The organism is Streptomyces sp. NPDC057702 (genome assembly GCF_042799315.1).
GTDB lineage: Bacteria > Actinomycetota > Actinomycetes > Streptomycetales > Streptomycetaceae > Streptomyces.
The window spans coordinates 120,455-141,104 of the sequence record NZ_JBHVJC010000010.1; the positions used below are offsets into that span (position 1 = coordinate 120,455).

The 20,650-nt window shown below is 74.2% G+C and carries 10 protein-coding genes; 9 read left to right on the forward strand and 1 reads right to left on the reverse strand.

Annotation, left to right across the window (positions count from 1 at the left end; translation table 11 throughout):
- Nucleotides 1–171 precede the first annotated feature (171 nt).
- From ACFVFR_RS09735 to ACFVFR_RS09775, 9 genes are all read left to right on the forward strand, one after another.
- Nucleotides 172–576, forward strand: a complete 405-nt coding sequence (locus ACFVFR_RS09735) for a hypothetical protein (RefSeq protein ID WP_383699281.1) — start codon at nucleotides 172–174, stop codon at nucleotides 574–576.
- A 1,817-nt stretch (nucleotides 577–2,393) separates the two neighbouring features.
- Complete coding sequence (locus ACFVFR_RS09740; protein ID WP_383699283.1) at nucleotides 2,394–4,328, forward strand: non-ribosomal peptide synthetase; 1,935 nt, start codon at nucleotides 2,394–2,396, stop codon at nucleotides 4,326–4,328.
- Nucleotides 4,325–8,809: an SDR family NAD(P)-dependent oxidoreductase gene (locus ACFVFR_RS09745; RefSeq protein ID WP_383699285.1), complete on the forward strand. Its 4,485-nt coding sequence runs from the start codon at nucleotides 4,325–4,327 to the stop codon at nucleotides 8,807–8,809. Before ACFVFR_RS09740 ends, ACFVFR_RS09745 begins: the two co-directional genes overlap by 4 nt.
- Nucleotides 8,806–9,339, forward strand: a complete 534-nt coding sequence (locus ACFVFR_RS09750; protein ID WP_383699287.1) for a 6-pyruvoyl tetrahydropterin synthase family protein — start codon at nucleotides 8,806–8,808, stop codon at nucleotides 9,337–9,339. The genes ACFVFR_RS09745 and ACFVFR_RS09750 overlap by 4 nt, the downstream gene beginning before the upstream one ends.
- Nucleotides 9,336–10,148: an alpha/beta fold hydrolase gene (locus ACFVFR_RS09755; RefSeq protein ID WP_383699289.1), complete on the forward strand. Its 813-nt coding sequence runs from the start codon at nucleotides 9,336–9,338 to the stop codon at nucleotides 10,146–10,148. Before ACFVFR_RS09750 ends, ACFVFR_RS09755 begins: the two co-directional genes overlap by 4 nt.
- Before the next feature lie 15 nt (nucleotides 10,149–10,163).
- Entirely contained in the window at nucleotides 10,164–11,426 is a 1,263-nt protein-coding gene (locus ACFVFR_RS09760) for an MFS transporter (protein WP_383699291.1), read from the forward strand.
- A gap of 21 nt (nucleotides 11,427–11,447) precedes the next feature.
- A complete protein-coding gene (locus ACFVFR_RS09765) occupies nucleotides 11,448–14,687 on the forward strand; it encodes an amino acid adenylation domain-containing protein (RefSeq protein WP_383699293.1) in 3,240 nt (1,079 codons plus the stop codon).
- On the forward strand, nucleotides 14,684–18,751 hold the full coding sequence (locus ACFVFR_RS09770; protein WP_383699295.1) for an amino acid adenylation domain-containing protein: 4,068 nt from the start codon (nucleotides 14,684–14,686) through the stop codon (nucleotides 18,749–18,751). The genes ACFVFR_RS09765 and ACFVFR_RS09770 overlap by 4 nt, the downstream gene beginning before the upstream one ends.
- A gap of 230 nt (nucleotides 18,752–18,981) precedes the next feature.
- Nucleotides 18,982–19,755 (forward strand): glycosyltransferase family 2 protein, encoded by a 774-nt coding sequence (locus tag ACFVFR_RS09775; protein WP_383699297.1) that lies wholly within the window; start codon nucleotides 18,982–18,984, stop codon nucleotides 19,753–19,755.
- A gap of 232 nt (nucleotides 19,756–19,987) precedes the next feature.
- Here ACFVFR_RS09775 and ACFVFR_RS09780 read toward each other — a convergent pair whose 3' ends face one another.
- Complete coding sequence (locus ACFVFR_RS09780) at nucleotides 19,988–20,599, reverse strand: TetR/AcrR family transcriptional regulator (RefSeq protein ID WP_383699299.1); 612 nt, start codon at nucleotides 20,597–20,599, stop codon at nucleotides 19,988–19,990.
- Between the last annotated feature and the right edge of the window lie 51 nt (nucleotides 20,600–20,650).

The following is a 20,650-nucleotide window of genomic DNA, read 5'->3' on the forward strand; positions in this document are numbered from 1 at the left end:
CCCGCCTGGCGTCTTCGCAGGTCAGGGTGTGTCGCGTCTCGCGATGACACCACCTGCTCGGCCGGCCTTGTGGCGGCGGCGCGGTCGCGGCCAGTCTCGGTGTCATCAGCAGGACGCCGCGGTCCACACCGCGTCGTCGTCCGCTCGATCCACGGGGAAGGACAACCGGATATGAACGTTCGCAAGCGGGTCACCGTCACCAGCCTGACGGCACTCATGAGCATCAGCAGCCTGGGGCTGGCCATGGCGCAGTCGGTCTCCGCCGAGGGCACCTGCACCGGCTGGCGCACCATCCAGGTCGACCACAACGCGGCCGGCCTCAAGTACCGGGAGTGCGACCGCTACAGCGGCTCCCGTACGCAGACCAAGGCGCAGTTGTATCTGTGGGACAACAAGACCGACGGCAAGATCGCCCAGGGGTACGTCGAGACGGGTTCGAACTCGGGTGGTTCCTGGCACCGGAGCTGGGAGCGCTACTACGCGTGGGGGGACGTGAAGCACCACAGCCCGTTGGTCGACACGGGGTGGCACAAGGGCCATGACGTGCAGGTGCTCCTCAAGGCCGTGAAGGGCTGACCCTTCGGCACGGCCCGCCGAACTCCGCGGTGTCACCGCTGCCGGCCGTGACACCGCGGAACTCCTCGCGCCCGTGGGCGCGATCGCCGGGCGGCCCCGGCGTCGGGCGCGCGGCCGGGCGGGGAGGGTCGCCGACCCGCTGGGCGAGTGCTCCCGGTCCGGCCCTTCGGCCCGGCCCCTGACGGCACGCGCGGGGGGACGGTGCGCGGCCGTACCGGCTGGGTGGATCACGGGGGTGTCCACCCAACCGCCGTACCCGCACGCGGTCCGGGGAGCGCGGTCGGCGGTCGTCGCGGGACGCGCTACGGGGCGGTTCGGGGCTTGTGCCCGGACGGTTCGCCGGCCAGGGGCGAGTGCCGGCTCGCGCCGTTCCATCCGTACCGCCCCGGGTGCCGTCAGCCAGCTCCCCGACGGGCCTCCGCCCCGCCGCTCCGCGCTCCGCTCGCCCCCTGTCCGGCCCAGGGGACCGGCTCGCCAGGCGCGACTCGTCGGCGGCCAGGGCCGCCGTGGACTCGGGGCGTGCTCTTACGCCCCGCTGGTGTGGTGTGCGACTCCTCACGAAACTCAGCCGTCGATCGGTGACGCTTTTCTGCCACGACAATCCATGCCCCTGTCGTCACAGGCGTTACGCCGTCCCGCGAACGCCAAGGCCGTGGTCGCCCGCACGCCGGGGAAGTGGCACGGCCTCCTGTCGTGTCGGTGTCCGAGATCCGTCGACCCGGCCGAGCGGGAAGTGGCGAGATAGCTCCTCTTTTCTTGTCTGCCGGGTGCGATCATCCTTGGACGGTCGACTACTCGGCCATGAATCGCACAACGGGGGGAGAGCGATGGATTCGGACGACAGCGCGCCCGTGCTCGGTACCCACGAGGCGCGACGAGTCGCACGTCGTATTCCTTCCGCGCGCGGAATGGGCGAGGCAGGCGAGACCCGTGTGCGGCCGCCGGACGGGATAGCCGAGGCGTATCAGGGGTCGCTTGTCACGTGTGGGCGCGAGGTGACGGTGAATTCCGGCACCGTCGGTTATCGCGCGGCGGCGCTGGACCGCCCCTTCTCCTTCCGGTCTCTGGGTGAGCGTCGCTTGCCGTCGCCTTTCGGAGCGCCGCACGCCGGACTCGTCCGGGTCGACCACGTTCTCGCGCCGTCGGAACGCACCGGGGGTCTCGGCGCGCGCCTTCGGGACCGGCGGGAGCGGCGGCGGGGCGCCACGGACAGTGGGCCCGAGGCGGTGCGCGGACCTCGTCCGACTCCCGGCCGTTCCGTAGCGCCCGCACCGTGTCGGGGCCGTGCCGACCACCGGGCCGCGCCTCCTCGCGCGGCGAGACCTCAACCACCACCGCGACGTAGACCCGTCCACGCGTGAGCGGCCAGGCGAAGCCGTCCGCCACGAGCGCCAGCGTGTCGGCGACCTGATCCACGCCGGCCTCGGGCGCCTCGGGCGCGTCCCCGTCGGCGGTGGTCACCCGGGCCCGGCGCGGACGCCGATACCGCCCGTGCCCCCCCGTGCGCCGGGCCGGGCGCGGAGCGGGTCGGGCCCACCAGGTGAGGGCGCGGTGAAATGACTTCCCCGCCACCCTGTCGAAAATCCCGCGAAATCCGAGCCAGAACCTCATGTAGAGTCAGGGAGCCGGTGAATAGTGTTGAGTTTCGTATGGATAACGCTGTCGAAGGCCCATGCCCATGGATAGCCCTGCGTGGCACGCCGGCTTTCGGCGGGACTTTCGCGACTTTCCCCTCTTGAGTGAACCACGGAAAGGCGTGTGTGCGCGGCGGAATCCTCGCGGCCGTACGGGAAAGGACGCGAGCGAAGGAGCGGTCCGTGTCTGAGATATTCCCGGACGCTGTACCACCTGACGTGTTCGCGTTATGTCTCGACGGCGTTCTGCCCGGTGACCGGTGGCCCGGCGAGGGAACAGCGGTCAGCGACGGAACGCGGAGTCTGACCCATCGGGAGTTGGCCGAAGAGGTGATGGTCGGTGCGGCGTCGCTCGCCGACCGAAACCTTTCGCCCGGCACGCTGGTGGGCATACCGGCCCGGAACACGGTGGACTCGGTCGTCGCCGTTCTCTCGGCGCTCGCCTCGGGGACGGCGTTCTTTCCCCTCGGGGACCCGGAGGCCGTGTCCCCACGGGTACGGGCCCTGCTCGCCGGGGTCCTCCCGGTGACCGGCGCCGCACACCAGGCGACCGCCGACGCCCTGGGCGTCCCCGCGCTCACGCTGGACCGCGCCTCGGCGGAGCGGACCCGCGCCTACGTGGCACGGCGATCCGCCGCCCCGCTCCCCGACGACACCCCCGCCTACGTCATCGCGACCTCGGGCACCTCGGGCGAACCCAAGGAGCCGATGGTGACGCGCGGTGGGCTGCGCGCGGTCTTCGCCGCCCTGCGCGGACGGTTGGACACGGTGCTGCCCGTCGGCGCCCGCTGGACCCACTCCCACCCGCTCACCTTCGGGTACGCCATCTGCGAGATCCTGGGCTGCGCGGTGTTCGGCGGCGAACTCGCCGTGGTGTCGCGTGACGGACACGACGGACAGCGGACCCTGGACCTGCTGCTCGACACGGCCGCGAACGACCCCACGCGCCCGCACGTGCTGTGCCTGACCCCCTCCGAACTCGCCCTGCTGACCGACCGGGTGCGCGCCCGACCGGGCACCCGCCTCCCCTCCCATCTGCTGCTCAGCGGCGAACCCCTGCACAAGGCGCCGCTGGAGGAGGTGTTCGCCCTGCCCGGCGGCGACCAGGTGACCCTCGTCAACACCTACGCGGCGACGGAGACGTCGGGCCAGGTCACGGTGGCGACCGTCGGCCGGGACGACCTCGCGGAGGCACGGGAGGGATGGGTGGGGTCGGTGCTGCCCGGGGTGCGCGTGCGCCTGCGGGACGCGCGCGGCCGGATCGTGCCGGAGAGGGACACGGAGGTCTCCGGCGAGATCCACGTCGCCGGGCCCACCGTCGCCGCCCGCTACCTCAGCGACGAGCAGACCGCCGCGCGCTTTCGTACCGCGCCCGAGGACGGCGGCCGTGAGTACGCGACGGGCGACCTGGGACGCTGGTCCGCGCGGGGTCTGTACGTACTCGGCCGGTCGGACCGGAGCGTCAAGATCGCCGGCCGATGGCTGAGCCTGGACGCGGTGGAGCGGTGGGCGGCCGAGGTCCCCGGCGCCGAGGAGGTCGCCGCCCTGCCGGACCGGCTGGTGGTGGACGGCGAGCCCGTGTACGACTGCGTGCACGTCATCGTGCGGCCCGGGGCGGCCGGCCCGGGACAGGAGGCACGGTTGCGGGCCCGGATCGTGGGGCAGTTGCCGTTCCGGGTCGCCGTACGCCTCACCCTCGTCGACCGGTTCCCCCGGCTGCCCAGCGGAAAGACCGACCTCCGCACGCTGGCCCGGGAGTTGGCCGCCCGGCAGGCGGACCCGGAGGTGGTCGCCGGTGACCTGCGGCGGACCGTCCTCGGCGTGTGGTCCACGGCGCTGGGCGCCGGCGTGGCGACGGACACCCCGGTCCTCGACCTGGGCGTGGACTCCCTCGGACTGACGGCGGTGGCCCGCGCGCTGACGCGGGCCCTGGGCCGCGACATCCCCGTGACCTTCCTTCTTGACCATCCACGGATCGACCTCCAGATCGCGGCGCTGGCCGGCCGCTCGGAGAGCGAGGACCTCCCCGAACAGTCCCCGCGCGCCACCCGCGCCGACCACGGCGCCCGACGGCGGTCGGCTCGGCTCGGACAGCGGCGAAATGAGGAGCACGCGTGAGTGAGCACACAGTGGCGGTCGTCGGGTACGCGTGTCGCACGCCCGGTACCCGTCGGGTGGAGGAGCTTTGGGACCTGGTGGCGCGGCGCCGCGACGTGGTCACGCGGGCCGCGACCAACATCGGCGCGACCCCGGGCGGCCGGGTGCACGCCTACGGGCTGCTGGAGGACTTCGACCTCTTCGACGACGAGTTCTTCGGCTACGCGCCCCGCGAGGCCGCCGAGATCGACCCGCAGCAGCGGCTCCTGCTGGAGTGCGCGGTGGAGGCGCTGGAGGACGGCGCGGTCCGGCTGGCGGGGCTCCCGTACGAGGTCGGGGTCTACGTCTCGGTGGGCTTGAGCAGCTACCTGCTCAACACCTGGTCACGGCCCACCGGCGGCCAGGAGAACCTGACCACCCTGATCGGCGGCGACGGACACTACGCCGCGACGCGCATCGCCTACAAGCTGGGCCTGACCGGCCCCGCGCTCTCCGTCGGCTCGGCCTGCTCGTCCTCGCTGGTGGCCATCCACTCGGCGGCCCAGGCGATCCTGGGCGGCGAGTGCGACCTGGCGCTGGCGGGCGGCATGGACATCGAGTTCCCGCAGCCCATGAGCTACCTCTACCAGGACGGGGGCATCCTGGCCCGGGACGGTGTGTGCCGACCCTTCGACCAGGAGGCGACGGGAACGGTCTTCGGCTCCGGTGGCGGCGTGGTGCTGCTGGCCCTGCCCGAGGTCGCCCGTGAGCGGGGCTGGCCCGTCCGGGCCCTGCTGCGCGGCTCGGCGATCAACAACGACGGGGCCGAGAAGGCGTCGTTCACCGCGCCGCGCGGCTCCCGCCAGCGCGACGTGGTCCGGCAGGCCCTCGACGCCGCCGACGTCGCCCCCGAGCAGGTCGGATACGTGGAGTGCCACGGCACCGGCACCCTGCTCGGAGACTCCACCGAACTCAACGCCCTGCGTGAGGTGTTCGGCGAGACCGGGCTGCCCCCGCTCGGCTCGGTCAAGGCCAACATCGGCCATCTGCGGGTCGGCGCGGGCGTCGTGAGCTTCGTCAAGGCGTGCGAGGCGGCCCGTCGGGGACAGGTCCCGCCGGCCGCCAACGTCGACCGGCCACTGGACCCGGCGGTCGTGACCGGTGAGCCCGGCCCGCTCCGTACCCGGGGCGGTGACCCGACGGCGGTGGTCGCGGTCGGTGTCAGCTCCTTCGGCTTCGGCGGCACCAACGCGCACGCCGTGCTGAGCGGCCCGGACCCGGCCACGCCCGCCCCGAGCCAGGCCACCGCCGGAAAGAGCCCGGTCGTCCTCAAGGTCTCGTCCGGCGGACCGGAATCCGCCCTGGCCACCGCGCGCGGCCTGGCCGACCACCTGACGGCCCACCCCGCCCTGTCGGTACGGGACGTCGCGCACACCCTGGACCGGGGCCGGGACGACCGCCCCTACCGGTACGCCGTCGTGGGCACCGACCGCGCGGCCCTCATCGAGGGGCTGCGCGGGCCCACGCGCGGCGTGGCCGAGGGCTGGGCCACCACGGAGCACGGCAAGGTCCTGCTCGTGCTGGGCGGTCAGGGCGGTGACGCGCTGGCCACGCCGCGCGCCCTGCACGGCTGGGAGGAGGTCTTCACCGACTCCCTGGACGGGCTGTGGGCGCGGGTGCGGCGGCTGGAGCCCGACACGCCCAGCCTCGCGGACGTCCTCGCCGGTACGGCGGGGCTGCTCGGCCGGGGCGCCGGGCACGCCCTGCTGGCGGGCACCCAGCTGGCGCTCGCCGACCAACTGCGCGCCCGTGGCCTGGTCCCCGACTTCGTCTGCGGCTACTCGCTGGGCGAGTACCCGGCCGCCGCCGTCGCCGGGGCGATGGACCCGGCGGATGTGATCGCCCTCGTCCTGGAGCGCGGCCGACTCCTGGACGCGGCCCCCGCCGGCGACATGGTCGTCCTGGACGCGACCCGCCAGGAACTCGCCGAACTGCTGCCCGGGCGGGAACCCGCGATCACCGTCTCGGACCGCCGACAGGTCCTCTCGGTGACCGCAGCGGAGCTGCCCGAACTGCTCGACCAGCTCAGCGACGCCGGGATCGGCCACCGGGCGCTGGGCCTGGACGTGCCCTACCACAGCGACCTGCTCGCCGGGCCGGCCGCGGAACTCCGGGCCCGCGCCGCCCGCTACCCCTGGACCCCCTCGGACGCCCTGCTCCTCACCGCCGGCGGCGGACTCCCGCAGGGGCCCGCCTACTGGTCGGCGCACCTGAGCGGGCCCGTCGACTTCTCGCAGGTCGGTCGGGTCGCCGGCGCGATCAGCCAGATATCGGGGTGCACGGTGGTGGACCTCAGCGGCGACGGCTCGCTGGCGCGGGCCGTGGGCGCGGGAGCGGGCGAGGAGGTGCGGGCAGCCGCGCTGACGCTGTTCCGGCCCGGCCGCGCCCTGCGCGAGAGCTATCTGCTGGCCCTGGCGTCCCTGTGGGCCCGGGGCCACTCCGTTGACCTGAGCACCCCCGGCCCGGGGGAGCGGGCCTTCACCGCGCTGCCGCCGCGCGCCTTCGAGCGTCGCCGCCACCTCAAGGACCCCGCGCCCCGTCAGGAGGCCGGCGGGAGTCAGGCGGTCCGGCGGACGATCCGGCGCGAACCGTCCCTGGAGACCTGGGCGTACTACCCGAGCTGGAAGCTGCGCCGCCGCGTCCCCGCCCGCACCGACCCCAGGGGGGAGCGCTGGCTGGTCTTCGCCGGCGACGGCGAGCACGACGCCCGGGTGATCGCCGGACTGGAGGAGCGGGGCGTGGAGGTCGCGGCCGTCCGCATGGCCACGGACGCGGCGCCGCCGACCGGCGCGGGTCCGCGCGTCGTGCCCGGTGACGAGCGGGCGACCAAGGCGTACATCGCGGAACTCGGCCTGGACGAGCGGCCCATCAGGCGGATCGTCCACCTGTGGTGCCTCGACGACGTCGACCACGGCGACCGCCTCGACACCCGGCTGGACGCCATGAACACCGAGCTGGCCAAGGGCTTCTACACCCTGCTGTACGCCATCCAGGAGATCGCCGTCCGCCAGGGGTCCGAGCCCGTCCAGGTCGACCTCGTCGCCAAGGGCGTCCACCCGCTGGGCACCCGGCCCGAGGACATCGCGCCCGAGCGGTCGCTGCTGCTGGGCCCGGCCCTGGTGATGCCGCAGGACCTCCCGTTCACCACCGCCCGCACCATCGACGTGACCGGACTCGCCTCGCGGGACCTGGCGACCGAGATCCTGGGCGAACTGCGCGCCGAACCCCTGGACCGGGCGGTGACGTTCGGCGGCGGTCAGCGCTGGAGCCGCGCCTACGAGCGGGGCGAGCTGCCCCGGCCGACCGGCGACCGGCGCCCGGCACGCCTGCGGGAGCGAGGCGTCTACCTGATCACCGGGGGCCTCGGCGGTATCGGCATGACCCTGGCCGAGTACCTGGTCACCACCTGTCGCGCCCGGTTGGTCCTGACCGCGCTGGAGTCCGTGCCCGACGCCGAGCTGTGGGAGGACCCCACCCGCGAACTCCCCGAGGACGCGGCACTGGCCGAGCGGGTGGTACGGCTGCGCAAGCTCGTCGAACTCGGCGGCGAGATCCTCGCCGTGCGCTGCGACGCCGCGTCCCACGAGCAGACCTCGCGGCTGTTCGCGCGCATCGACGAGCGCTTCGGCGCCCTGGACGGCGTCGTCCACGCGGCCGGGGTGTTCGAGGCGCAGCGCGCGTTCCGGGGGCTGGAGGACACCACCGCCGAGGACTGCGTGCGACGGCTGCGGCCCAAGGTGGACGGCACGCTCGTGCTCGCGGAGTGCCTACGCGGCCGGAAGCTGGACTTCGTCCTGATGCAGTCCTCCCTCTCCGCGCAGCTCGGCGGCCTCGGCTTCTACGCGTACACGGCGGGCAACGCCTACATGGACGCGTTCGCCGAGCGGCACCGCAGCGACGACATCCCCTGGATGAGCGTCAACTGGGACGGCTGGATCTTCCGGGAGCGGAGCGACGACGACCAGCGGCAGTCGGTGGTCGCGCCCTCGTTCGCCTCGCCCGACTTCGGCGTCGTCGCGGAGATCGCCGTACGGCCGAGCGAGGGCGCCGAGATCTACGCGCGCCTGATGGACCTCGCCGAACCGGCCCAGGTCCTCATCTCCACCGCCGACTTCGTGGCCCGCCACGACCAGTGGGTGGGCCGCCCGCTCGGCGCGCCGGGGCCGACCGCCCCGGCACCGGCCGCACCCGGGGACCCCGAACTCGCCGACGAGGTGACGACGGTGGTCGCCCGGGTCTGGCGCGAGGTACTGGGCGTCACCGAACTCACCGGCGCCAGCAACTTCTTCGACCTGGGCGGGGACTCCCTGCTCGGCGTCACCCTGGCGCACCGGCTCGGGCAGACCTTTGGCGTGGTGATGTCCGTCATCACGATGTTCGACAAACCGACGGTACAGGCGATGGCCGAGGAACTCCGTCGGCTAGGCGGCCGGGTGCCCGTGGAACTGGGAGGAAACACGTGACCGGGACGACCGAGACGGCCGAGGCGAGGGTGACGGAATCACCGGAGGTCCGCCTCCTGTCCGCCCACCGGCCGACGGCCTTCAGCGTGCGCAAGCTCTTCGACGACCTCCCGTGCTGTCACCGCTCGTGGGCCCACGCGGGCAAGTGTGCCTTTCTCCACGGCTACGAGCGGTCGTTCGTCGTCGAGTTCGGCTGCGCGCGGCTGGAGCCGGACACCGGGTTCGTCGTCGACTTCGGCGAGCTCAAGAGCGTACGGGCCGCGTTACAGGAGCAGTTCGACCACACCACGCTCGTCGCCGAGGACGACCCGCAGCGCGCGCTGTTCGAACAGCTCGCCGCCCAGGGCGTCGTCGACCTGCGGATCATGGCGAACACCGGCATGGAGGGCGCGGCGGCCTGGGTGCTCGCCACCGCCGACCGGATCATCCAGGAGAGCACCGGGGGCCGGGTCTGGGTCACGGCGGTCGAGGCGCGGGAGAGCCGGAAGAACGCGGTGACCCTCACCTCGCACCGGCACCCGACGCCATGACACCTTCGCCCGACACCACGCGGGAGCGGGCCGCGGACCTGCCCGCCGTCCTTTCCGGCTGGTCGGGGCCCACGCGCGGGCGGCTGCTGGTCCTGCACGGCTGGGGCCAGGGCGCCGCCCACTGGGCACCGGTGGCCCGCCGGACGGCCGCCGAGGGGATCACCCTGCTCTGCCCCGACCTGGCCGCCCTCGCCGACTCCTGCCAGGCCGCCGCTGGCTCGGCCGAGCGGCTCCGGGAGGTGGTCCGGCGCCTGGCGGTGGCCGCGCGCCGGGCCGAGGTCCCGGCGATCGTGGCGCACTCGGCGGGCGCCGCCGTCGGGGTGCTCCTCGCGCACGAGGTCGCCACCGTCTCGGTGCTCGTCCTGGTCGACCCGCTCGCCCACCAACTGGGCCTGGCCGCGCCGCCACCACCACGACCGGGGCCCGCCACGGCGGACCCCGGCCCGTGGCCGGGGACGCCGCTGGAACGGCTGCGCGCGCGGTACCCCTTCGCGGCCGAGGAGACCCTGCGGACCATCGCCGCCCACCCCTCCGGTGCCGACCCGCCCGACGCGGCCGGCCCCCAACGGGCCGCCACCGACCCCGACCGGGCCGCGGCCGTGCGGAGCGCGCTGCGTACGCTCCCGGCGGAACTCCTGCTGCTCCGTGGCGCGTACTCGGCCCTGCTCCCGGCCGAGGACGCCCGCCGCGTCGTGGCCGCGGCCCCCCGGGGCGGCTGCCGGCTCGTCCCCGCGGCGGGCCACTCGGTCCACGTCGACCAGCCCCGCGCCACGGCGGAGCTGCTGACGCGCGCCATGACCCACCGATAGACGACGAGGAACGACGTGTCCGAGCAAGTGACTGACCTGTCGACCGACCCCGCGCCGGAGCGCAAGCCCAAGACCCTGGAGGCCCTGAGACACCGCGACTTCCGCCTGATCTTCCTGGGTCAGGCCCTCTCGGTGGTCGGCGACGGCGCGTATCTGACCGTGCTGGCGTGGTTCACGTTCCGGATGACCGACTCGGCCGGCGCGGTGGCCGCGGTGCTCGGCGTCATCACGACCTCGAAGCTGCTGGTCCTCCTGGTGGGCGGGGCCCTCGCCGACCGGTACGACCGGCGCGCCCTCATGCTCGCCTCCGACCTGGTCCGTGGCGTCGCGGTGCTGATGCTGACGCTGGCCACCTGGCAGGGCGTGCGGTCGGTCGCGCTGCTGATCGTGATCGCCGCGCTCGTCGGCATGTTCGACTCGGTGTTCAACCCCGCCTTCATGGGCATCGTGCCCTCGCTCGTGGACAAGCCGCTCTACCCGTCGGCGAACGCGCTCATCGGCTTCGTCCGCTCCTCGCGCGGAGTGGCCGGCCCCGCCCTGGGCGGCGCGCTGTACGCCGCGCTCGGCCCCACCGCGGTTTTCGGGCTCAACGCGGCCACGTTCTTCCTCGCCGCCCTCCTGGTCTCCCGCACCCGCCCGAGCCGACAGGAGCGGCCCACCGGCGGGGGAGCGAGGAACACCTTCCGGCAGATCGCCGAGGGTTCGGCGTACGTCCGGTCGATGCCGATCCTCGCGATCTCCATCCCGGTGGCGGCCGTGGCGATGATGCTCGCCGACGCCCCGACCCAGACCCTGCTGCCCAAACTCGTCAGGGAGACCTTCGGCGGCGGGGCGCTCACCCTCGCCGCCTTCGAGACCGCCATCGGCCTCGGCATGGCCTCCGGCGCCCTGCTGTGCGCCCGGATCAACCCCACCCGCAGGCGCGCGATCGTCGTCTACGGCGCCTGGACCGCCAGCCACGTGACCTGCGCCGTGCTCGTGCTCTCGCCCTGGGTGCCGCTGGCCACCGCGCTGTTCTTCCTGCGTGGTCTCCTCACCGGCTTCGGCATCGTGTTGTGGGAGACGCTGCTCATGGAGCTGGTTCCCGCGGACAAGCTCTCGCGGGTGTTCAGCGTCGACACCTTCGGCTCCACCGGCATGCTCCCCCTCGGCTTCGCGCTCGCCGGGGTCATGGCGCCCCTGGCCGACGCCGGGGTGCTCATCGGGGTGGGCCAGGCCGTCGCCGCGGTCCTGATGATCAGCCTGCTGGCCGTCCGCCGCATTCGCAGCGTCCAGTAGCCCTCCCATGAGGAAGTGATGATGAACGACGGTGTGTACGAGAACGTCGCCGCCCTTCCCGAGGCGCAGGCGCGCGCCCTCTTCGCCCAGCTGCGCAGAGACCCGGCGACCGCGCGGAAGCTGGAACTGTCCTTCGCGCAGCGCCGGGTCTGGTTCCTCCAGCAGACGGCGCCGGGCAGCCCCGCCTTCAACCTGCCCGAGGCGTTCCGGCTCACCGGGCCCGTGGACCCGGTGGCCCTCCAGGCGGCGCTGCGCCGGGTGGTGGAGCGCCACGACGTACTGCGCTCACGCTTCCCGCACCCGGGCGGCGCGCCGGTGCGCCTGGAGTCCGCCACCCCGGTGAGCCTCGACGTCGTCACACCCGAGGTCCCCGCCGGCGAGTCCGCCGACGCCACGGCCCACCGCCTGGCCGAGGAGGAGGCCGGGCGCGCGTTCGACCTCGCGGTCGACCCGCTCATCCGCTGCCGCCTGTTCGTGCTCGCGCCCGGCGACCACGTGCTGACGGTCACCGCGCACCACATCGTGGCCGACGGCCTGTCGCTGGCCATCCTCTTTCGCGAACTGAGCGCCTTCTACGCGGAGTTCAGCGGCGGAGCGCCGGCCGGCCTGCCCGAGCCGAAGGGCCGCTACGCGCAGTACATCGCCCACCAGCGTGCGGCCACCACCGGCGAAGAGCTGGAGCGCGAACTCGACTTCTGGCGCACCACCCTGGCCGGCGCCCCCGGCAGCCTCGACCTCCCCACGGACACGGCCCGACCCGTCCGCCAGGGACTCGTCGGCGGGCTGCTGCGCCGGCCCGTACCCGCCGAGGTGATGCGGGGGCTGCGCGAGCTGGCCGGGCGCGAGCGGGCCTCGCTGTTCATGACCCTGCTCGCCGCGTACGCCGTGCTGCTGTACCGCTTCTCCGGCCAGGACGACATCCTGATCGGCACCCCGGTCGCCGGCCGGGACTCCACCACCGACGACCTCATCGGGCTCTTCGTCAACACGACCGTCATCCGGGTCGACCTCGCCGGCAACCCGTCGTTCGCCGAACTCGTGCGCCGCGTGCGGGCCGCCGCGCTCGACGTCTACGCCCACGCCGACCTGCCCCACGACCTCCTGGTCGAGCACCTGCGACCGCCGCGCGACCCCAGCCGCAACCCGCTCTTCCAGTCCTTCTTCGCCTACGAACACGGCCAGGCCACCCTCGCCGGCCTCGGCGCGACGCCCGCCACGCGCATCGAGGTGGACACCCGCATCTCGGCCCGGTTCGACCTCAGCCTGGCCGTGGCCGAGTCGGACGAGGGCGCTACCCAGGCCAAGCTGGGCTTCCCGACCGACCTCTTCCAGGACAGCACCATCACGGCGCTGCTCGACGCCTACCGGCACCTCCTCGCCGCCGTGGTCGCCGATCCCGACGCCCCGATCGACACCGTCGCCCTGCTGGCGGCCGAGGACCGCGCCGCGCTCCTGGAGCGCTGGACCGCCGACCGCGCGCTGGAGCACATCGCCCGCCCCACCCTGCACGCGCTCGTGGAACGGCAGGCACGCCGCACCCCCGAGGCCGTCGCCCTCGCCCGGGGCCAGGAACGCCTCAGCTACGCCGAACTCGACGCCGAGGCCAACCGCCTCGCCCATGTCCTGCGCGCCCGGGACATCGGAGTCGGCAGCGTGGTGGGCGTGGCCCTGGAACGCCGGCCACGGCTGGTCGTCACGCTGCTGGCCGTGCTCAAGACGGGCGCCGCCTACCTGGCGATCGACCCGCACTACCCGCTGGAGCGCTCCCGCTTCATGCTCGCGGACTCGGGCACCTCGCTCCTGGTCACCGAGGACCGCCACGCCGCCGCCTTCGAGGGCTGGGCCGGGCCGCTCCTTCGCGTCGAGGAGGTGGCCGAGGAGGCGGCCGGCCGACCCCCCACACCCCCGGCCGCCACGGGCGCGGGCGAGGACCTGGCCTACCTCGTGTACACCTCGGGCTCCACCGGCCAGCCCAAGGGCATCGCCGTGGAACACCGAGGAGTGGTCAACCTGGTGGAGGCCCGCGCCACGGTCTACGGCGCCGAACAGTTCCGCGTCACCTACGCCTCCAGCTCGATCTCCTTCGACAGCTCGGTGTCGGAACTGTTCGTGGCGCTCACCACCGGCGGCGCGGTCGTCCTCGCGGACACCCTGCTCGACCTCGTGGACACCGCGCCCGCCCTGCCGGTCACGATGCTGGAGACCGTGCCCTCCCTGCTGCGCGAACTCCTGCGCCGCACCGCGCCACCGCCCTCGGTCCGCGCGGTCTGCCTCGGCGGTGAGGCCCTGCCGGCCGACCTGGTGGAGGCGTTGTACGCCACGGGCACCGTCCAGCGCGTCTACAACACCTACGGCCCCACCGAGGCGACCGTCTCGGCCACCCGCGCGCTGGTCCCGCGCGGCGCCACCCGCCCGACCATCGGTCGGCCCATCCCCGGGGTGCGCACCTACGTGCTCGACGGCGGGGGCCACCCCGTGCCAGCCGGCCTGCCGGGCGAACTGCACATCGCCGGCGTGGGCGTGGCCCGCGGCTACCTCGGCCGGCCCCAGCTCACCGCCCGCCACTTCCTCCCCGACCCCTTCGTACCGGGCGCGCGGATGTACCGCACCGGCGACCTGGTCCGCGAGCTTCCCGACGGCGCACTCGACTGGCTCGGTCGCACCGACCGACAGGTCAAGATCCGTGGCGTGCGCGTCGAACCCGGCGAGATCGAGCAGGCGCTGCTGCGCCAGCCCGGGGTCACCGCCGCCGCCGTGGTCGCCCGCCCGGACGGAGCCGGCGCCGAACTGTGCGCGTACGTGGTCGCCGACCCGGCCCCCGACCCGGCCGCGCTCCGCGCCGGACTGCGGACCGTCGTCCCGGCGTTCCTGGTGCCGACCGTGTTCGTCACGCTGGACCGGCTGCCACTGACCCCCAGCGGCAAGCTGGACGTGGCCGGTCTGCCGAGCCCGCCGGCCCACGACCCGGTGGCCTACCGGGCGCCCACCACCGCCACCGAGACGGCCATCGCCGCCATCTGGGCCGATCTGCTCGACCAGCGGACCATCGGCGCCCGCGACGACTTCTTCGCACTCGGCGGCCACTCGCTCCTCGGTATCCAGGCCGTCTACGGGATCGAGCGGAGCCTGGGCGTCCGGGTCGACGTCGCGACCCTCTTCGAGGCGCCGACCGTGGAGAGCCTGGCCGAGGCCGTGGACACCCTGATATGGGCCCGCGACAGCACCGGCCCCGGCGAAGGCCACCAGGTGGGCGAGCTGTGAGCGCCCTGGAGCTGCTGGCCCGGGCGCGGGGCCTCGGCATCCGACTGTGGATCGACGGCGAACGGCTGCGCTACTCCGCGCCCCGGGACGTCCTCGACCCCGACCTGCTGACCGAACTCGCCGCGCACAAGGCCGACCTCGTCGACCTCCTCAACCGGGTGCGAGCCGCCCACAGCCCCGGGCTGCCGCCGCTCAGCGGCACGGGGACCGCGCCCGACGGCCCGTTCCCCCTGTCCTACGCCCAGCGCCGGATGGTCTTCCTGGACCAGCTCTGCGCCGGCCGCCCCGTCTACAGCCTCCCCACCACGCTGCGGCTCAGCGGCCCGGTCGACCCGCACGCCCTGGCCCGGGCCTTCGCCGAGCTGCTGGAGCGGCACGAGATGCTGCGCTCCCGGGTCGTCACCGAGACCGCCGGCGACGCGCAACGCGTTGTCGACGGCCCGACACCCTGGCGCGCCGTGCGGCTGACCGCCGGCACCAGCGCCGAACGGCGGGCCCGCGCCGAAGACCTGATCGCCGAGGACGCCGGCCGCCCCTTCGACCTCCGCGCGGACCCCCCGGCCCGCGCCCTGCTCGTCTCGACCACCCCCGAGGACCACCTGTTCCTCCTGAACGTCCACCACGCCGTCGCCGACGGCTGGTCCATCGACCTGCTCGTCGACGAACTGGCCCACCTGTACGAAGACGTACGCGCCGGCCGGCCGATCCCCGCGCCGTCGCCGACGGTGCGCTACGCGGACTACGCGCACTGGCAGCGGCGCACCTGGCAGGGCGCGCTCCTGGAGCGCGAACTCGCCTACTGGCGCCGGACCCTGGCCGGCGCCCCCGCCCTCATCGACCTGCCGACCGACCGGCCGCGCCCGCCGCGCCCGAGCTTCGCCGGGCACACCCGGACCCTCCCGGTGCCGGCCGCGACCAGCGCCACGCTGCGGGAACTGGCCGGGCGGGAGCGGGCCACGGAGTTCATGCTGCTGGTCGCCGCCTACGCCGTCCTGCTCCATCGCTGGTCCGGCCAGGACGACATCCTGATCGGCACCCCCACGGCCGGTCGCGGGCCGGACACCGAGCGTCTCGTCGGGCTCTTCGTCAACACCGCCGTCCTGCGCGTCGACCTCTCCGGGCGACCGGACTTCACGTCCGTGCTGCGCCGGGTGCGCCGGGCCGCGCTGGAGATGTACGAGCACGCGGAGCTGCCGTACGACCTCCTCGTCGACCACCTGCGGCCGGCACGCGACCTCGGCCGCAACCCGCTCTTCCAGGTGTTCTTCTCCCACGAACGGGCCGGGGGCGGCATGCCGGACCTGGCCGGCGCCAGTGTGGAGCGCGTCGACACGCCCCACTCCGAGGCCAAGTTCGACCTGACGCTGACCGTCCTCGAACGCGAGGGCGAGGAGACCCGCCTCGCGCTCACCGCCGCCCACGACCTCTTCGACCCCGCCACCACCGAGCGCGCGCTCGCCCAACTGGCCGGCGTGCTGGCCACCGTGGCCGCCGACCCCGCCACCCCGGTCGACCGGATCCGGCTCACGGACCGGGGCCCGGCGCGGGCCCGCGCGGTCGACGCCCGGCACGGCGCCGGGTTCGCCCCGCTGCACCAGCTCCTGGCCGAGCGGGCGGCCCGCACCCCGGACGCCGTCGCCGTGGTCGCCGAGGACGCCCGGCTCAGCTACCGCGAGCTCCTCGCGCGCGCGGACCGGCTCGCGGCGGCCCTGGTCCGCCGTGGCGCCGGGCGCGGCACCGTCGTGGCGGTCGCCGTGCCCCGCTCGGCCGAACTCGTCGTGGCCCTGTGCGCGGTGCACCGCACCGGCGCCGCCCATCTGCCGCTGGAGTGCGAACTGCCGCCCGAGCGGGCCGCGTTCATGACGCGGGACGCGGGCGCCCTGCTCACGCTGACGGCCGAGACCGTACGGGAGCTGACGGCGGAGGGCGCCACGGCCGTCGCCGCCCCCACGCTCGCCGCCTCACACCCCCAGGACACCGCCTACGTCATCCACACCTCCGGCTCCACCGGTGTGCCCAAGGCCGTCGCCGTGCCGCACGCCGCCCTGGTCAACCGGCTGCTGTGGATGCGGGACGGGTTCGGCCTCACGGCCCACGACCGGGTGCTGCACAAGGCCCCGATCGGCTTCGACGTCTCCCTGTGGGAGCTCTTCGCCCCGCTGGTCAGCGGCGGAACCCTGATCCTCGCCCGGCCCGGTGGGCACCGCGACCCCTTCTACCTGGCCCGTCTGATCGAGCGCGAGGGCGTGACCGTCGCCCACTTCGTCCCCTCGATGCTGCGCGCCTTCCTCGCCGAACCGACCCTTCCCACCACCTCCGCCCTACGCGCCGTCGTGTGCAGCGGCGAGGCCCTGCCCGCCGAGCTCCGCGACCGCTTCCACGCCCGCCTGCCCATCCCCCTGCACAACCTCTACGGCCCCACGGAGACCGCCATCGAGGTCAGCCACTGGCGGTGCGAACCGGGCGACGACACCCCCACCGTGCCGATCGGCACCCCCCTGTGGAACACGGGCCTGTACGTCCTCGACGCCGGGCTGGCCCCCGTCCCCCCGGGCGTCCTGGGAGAGCTCTACATCGCCGGAACCCAGCTCGCCCACGGCTACCCCGGCCGCTCCGCGCTCACCGCCGAACGGTTCGTGGCCGACCCGTACGGCCCACCCGGCACGCGCATGTACCGCACCGGGGACCTGGCCCGGCTGCTGCCCGACGGCGCGATCGAGTACGCCGGGCGCGCCGACGACCAGGTCAAGATCCGTGGCCTGCGGGTGGAGCCCGGTGAGACGGCGGCCGTGCTGGCCGAGTGTCCGGCCGTGGCCCAGGCCGTGGTCCTCGCCCGACCCGACGAGGACGGGAACACCCGCCTCGTCGCCTACGTCGTGCCGTCCCCCGGCGAGCCCGACCCGGTCGCCAGCGCCCGCTCGCTGGCGCGCCGCCGACTCCCCGACCACCTGGTCCCCTCGGCGTTCGTCGTCCTGGACGCGCTGCCGCTGACCGCCAACGGCAAACTCGACCGCGCCGCGCTGCCCGCGCCCAGCCGCCCGGCGGGCACCACCGGACGCGGCCCGGCCACCCCGCGCGAGGAGGTGCTGCGCGCGATCGTCGCCGAGGTGCTCGGCGTCACGGCGCCGGGTGTGGACGACAACTTCTTCGACCTGGGCTGTCACTCGCTGCTCGCCGTCACCCTCGCCCTGCGCGTACGCGAGACCTTCGGCACCTCCACGGGCGTGCGGACCGTCTTCGAGGCCCCCACCGTGGCCGCGCTGGCCGAGCGCCTGGAGGACGACGCGGGGGAGGAGGACCTCTTCGACACCCTCCTCCCGCTGCGACCCGGTGGCTCCCTGGCGCCGCTGTTCTGTCTGTCGCCGGCGGCCGGCATCGGCTGGTCGTACGCCGGACTCCTGCGCCACCTCGACCCCGACCGCCCCCTGTACGCCCTCCAGGACGCCCGGCTGGCGGGCCGTGACCCGGCGCCCGAGACCGTGGAGGCGATGGCCGACGCTTTTGTGGAGACCCTCCGCGCGGCGCGCCCCCAGGGCCCGTACCACCTGCTCGGCTGGTCCTTCGGCGGGCTGCTCGCCCACGCCGTCGCCACCCGACTGCGCGCGGCGGGCCACGAGGTGGGGGCCGTCGCCATCCTCGACACCTTCCCGGCGGACCCCACCGACACCGCCGCGTACGCGCCGCCCGACCGGCAGACGGCGCTCACCGAGATCGTGCGCTCACTGGGCCACGAACCGCGTGGGCCGGTCGCGGACGCGGCGGAGTTCATCGCGGTCCTCAGACGGGACGGCAGCGCCCTGGCCGGCCTCGGCCCCGCGCACGTCGCGGCGCTCGCCGCGTCCTTCACCAGCGCGATGGCACAGGCCCAGCGCTACCGGCCGCAGGTGTACGACGGGGACGTCGTGCTCTTCTACGACGCGGACCGGGACAGCACGGTGCCACAGCGCTGGCTGCCCTACGTCGGCGGCCGGCTGACGTCCCACCCCATTCCGGCCCGGCACGAGGACTTCACGCGACCGGAGCCGCTCGCGCGGATCGCCGCCCTGCTCGCCGCGCGGCTGTGACGCGCGCGGTCCGCCCCGGCCCCCGGTAGCGGGGCGGGCGGGCGTGATGATCGGCGTGTGCCCCTTTCGCGGTCGCCGGCCTCGGGTCTGGTGCGCCGTGCCCGGCCCACGAATGCCGACGCGCGCCGGCGACGAGCCCGTCGGGGCCGGCACCCGGCGGCCGTGGTCGGCCCTACCCGATCGCGGTGCTTGAATGGACCGTCGTTCCCGGTCGGAGAAGGAGATGCGCTGTGCCCCTGGTGTCTGTCGTGATGCCTGTGTACAACTCGGCGGCGACGTTGAGTGCGGCGGTCCGGTCGGTGCTCACCCAGACCCATACCGATCTGGAGCTGCTGGTCACCGACGACCAGTCCAGCGACGACTCCATGGACCTGCTGCGCGAGTTCGCCGCGCGGGACGAGCGCGTCCGGCCGGAGTCGGCACCCGAGCGGGGCGGCGCCGGACGGGCCCGTAACCTGGCGATCCAGCGGGCCCGTGGGGACTACGTCGCCTTCCTCGACAGCGACGACATGTGGCTGCCGGAGAAGACCGAGAAGCAGCTCGCCTTCGCCGCGCAGGGCGACGCACCGCTCACGTTCACCTCGTACTTCAAGATGGACGCCGACCACGACGGCGAGAGCACCGACTGGGTCGCGAACGGGCGGGTGGTCCACGCGCGGGCGCACGCGGACTACCGCGCGATGCTGGTCCGGGACCACATCGGCGCCCTCACCGCCATGTACGACCGCAAGGCGCTGGGCACCAGACTGATGCCGGAGATGCGCAAGCGACAGGACTACGCCCTGTGGCTGTCGATCATGCGGGACGGCGCCGTCGCCCGGGGCCTGGCCGAACCGCTCGCGGTCTACCGGGCCCACCAGGCCGGTTCCCTGTCCTCCAACAAGCTCTCGCTCGTCCCGTACAACTGGAACCTGTACCGCGAGCACGAGCACCTGTCCGTTCCGCGAGCGACACGCGCACTGGCCGGCGCCGTGTGGCAGTCGGTGCGCAACTCGCGCATCTGACCCGGGCGCGGGCCGGAGACACCGGCCCGCGCGACCGCCCCCCGTCGCGCGGAGCGTCCGGACCACCGTCGCCGCCTCCGCCCCGCTACCGGCGTCCCGCCAAGGGGGGGAAGCGGTTGCCTGACGTCGCTTCGGTGACGTCGGGGTGGGGCGGGCGGCTGGCCGGCCGGCCGCACCGTCGTTGTCGCTCCCTCGCGAGGCTTCGCCGATCAAGGACTGGCCCGCTCCCGGATCACTCCTCGGCGGTCAGCCCTCGCGGTGGACCGGAGGCCAGGACTGTGGTGGCGAAGTCGGCCAACTGTGCCCGCATCCTCTCCCGTGGCACGCGCCCTTCGGTGGCCAGGTGCTCGACGAGGTCGGCTCGTGTGGCGGCGAGCAGGGCGTGGGCGGTGAAGTCGCTGTCGGTCAGGCCGGGGATCTGCTCCAGTACGGATCGGAGCAGGCGGTGCCAGCGCGCGTAGTGCTCCGCCTGGTACGGGCTGCCGCTCCCGCCTTCCTCCAGGGCCAGCGCGAGGCGCCGGTTGTCGAGCTTGAAGCACAGGACGGCGTCGAGCAGGGCGGGTACGCGATCCCGTGGTGGGGTCGCGGGTCCCAGGGGTGGTGGGCCGGACTCGACGGCCTGCCTGACCGGTTCGAGCCGTGCCGCGTACAGCGCGCGGAGCAGTCCGGCGCGATCGCCGAAGGCCCGGAAGAGCGTGCCCTTGCCGACGCCGGCCGCTGTCGCGACGTCGGCCATGGTGATGTCCTCGGGGCTCTCGCGGCGAGTGAAGAGGGCGTCGGCGGCTGTGAGCACGGCCTCCCGGTTGCGGACGGCGTCCTTGCGGGACGACTGGCGTTCGGGCATGTCGCTCCTTCCCCTTGCACAGCGGACCCGTGGTCCATATCGTCGAAGCGG

Coding starts and splice junctions, on each gene's coding strand:
- ACFVFR_RS09735 (WP_383699281.1), top strand. CDS start 172: ATGAACGTTCGCAAGCGGGTCACCGTCACCAGCCTGACGGCACTCATG.
- ACFVFR_RS09780 (WP_383699299.1), bottom strand. CDS start 20,599: ATGCCCGAACGCCAGTCGTCCCGCAAGGACGCCGTCCGCAACCGGGAG.
- ACFVFR_RS09765 (WP_383699293.1), top strand. CDS start 11,448: ATGAACGACGGTGTGTACGAGAACGTCGCCGCCCTTCCCGAGGCGCAG.
- ACFVFR_RS09755 (WP_383699289.1), top strand. CDS start 9,336: ATGACACCTTCGCCCGACACCACGCGGGAGCGGGCCGCGGACCTGCCC.